This window comes from Mesobacillus sp. (assembly GCF_049588175.1).
GTDB lineage: Bacteria > Bacillota > Bacilli > Bacillales > Cytobacillaceae > Mesobacillus.
Genome location: NZ_JBAVFI010000314.1, coordinates 1 through 1,616, shown reverse-complemented (window position 1 = coordinate 1,616; position 1,616 = coordinate 1). Strand labels below are relative to the sequence as shown.

At 40.8% G+C, this 1,616-nt stretch carries 2 protein-coding genes and 1 pseudogene; all 3 read left to right on the top strand.

The features are described 5' to 3' along the window. Positions 1-385 (top strand): annotated as a pseudogene (locus WB217_RS07715) (cytochrome C); the annotation flags it as partial. A 171-nt stretch (positions 386-556) separates the two neighbouring features. After that, positions 557-1,189, top strand: a complete 633-nt coding sequence (locus tag WB217_RS07710) for an SCO family protein (RefSeq protein ID WP_423992188.1) — start codon at positions 557-559, stop codon at positions 1,187-1,189. A gap of 3 nt (positions 1,190-1,192) precedes the next feature. Continuing rightward, on the top strand, positions 1,193-1,616 hold a 424-nt coding region (locus WB217_RS07705), incomplete at its 3' end, for a hypothetical protein (protein ID WP_423992186.1).

Genomic DNA, 1,616 nt, shown 5'->3' with positions numbered 1-1,616 from the left:
GGTTATAATGGCTATCTCCATGCATATTGTGGGCCTATTCGGATCACCGCGCAGAACTTCTTTCACAACTTACGGAGACTTCGCGGAAAAGCTAGGATGGAACCCATATATGGCAGCTGTAGGTATTGGGGCAACATTATTGCTCATTGCCGTCATTCTTCAAGTGTATGCTGTATTCAATCTCATGTTCTTCGCTCCAAAAGGAGTAACAGAGTTTCCAATCGCGGAAGAGGAAGCAGGAGCAGAAAAAACACCATATTGGACAGAACGCTGGGGAGTATGGGTTGTGCTCATGCTGCTCGTGATTTCTATGGCCTATGTCCTCCCAATCGTTGATATGATAATGAATGCACCTCCTGGATCACCGCCAATTAAAACCTGGTAATAGACTTTAATGGAAGAGATAGCTCTTATGTCAGGGCTATCTCTTTCAAATAGGTAGTTATCACTTAGGCTTGTTAAACAGTATTGATAAAAAAACTCAGCTGATTGGAGCGAAAATCAACAGTCAATAGTAACAGAGCCATCAGAAAAATAGATTTGGGAAGTGATCTCCGTGATCAAAAATCGGCAAACCATCATTTCTTGTATTCTTGTTTTGGTGTTTGGTTTGAGCTTGTTTTATATAGGTACAGATGGATTTACCGCTTATACAGCCGAAACGGCTAGGGTGACGAAGCTCATCGAGAATCAGCCAGAATTCCCGGATGTAACCTTTGAGGACAGCGAAGGCAGAACGTATTCGATTGATGAATTCGAAGGCAAATATGTATTCATTACCTTCATTTATACAGGCTGTACAACTATTTGTATCAAACTGGAAGAAAATATGGCTCAAGTGTACGATCAGATTCCTGATGAATATATAGGCAAGGATATTGTCTTTTTAAGTATCAGCTTTGACCCAGCCAGGGATGACCCCGCTACATTGGATAAGTATAAGGATTTATTTAAAAGTGACGGGGAGACATGGAGAATGGCTAGAATCCCAGATAAGAAGGAATTGGATTCCTTGTTAGATAATTTTGGCGTCATTGTCGTTCCGGATGGAAATGGGAATTTTGCTCATAATTCAGCCTTCTATTTAGTAAATCCACAAGGCACTTTAGTAGATGTCATGGATTTTTCACAAGTAAATGAAGCGGCAGATAAGCTAATGAATACATTAGAAAGCGACAAGGGGGAGTGAACGATGAATCAATTTCTATTCGGTCTCGTCCTTTTAATCGGGTTAATGATTCCTCCGGTTGCTGACTTAATGGAATCCGTTATGATCATCCACATGCATATGCAAATGCCGATGCTGGTGATCGCCGGGTTTTTTATGGCTCGTCTTTTTCAGGAACGACTTCCTCGATTTTTTGATAAATATAATCAAAACGGAATACCTGGGATGCTCTTATTTCTTATCATCATGGCATATTGGATGCTGCCGCGGACGATGGATGAAGCTTTAACTGTTCAAAGCGTAGAGATCTTTAAGTTTATCAGTCTGCCATTTTTGGCTGGAGTTCCTCTCAGAGACTCCTGGAATAAACTTAGCAAGCACTGGAAAAACAATCTGATTACCCTGTTTACCGTCATGTTTTTAGTGCTGGGCTGGTTATATATTCAAT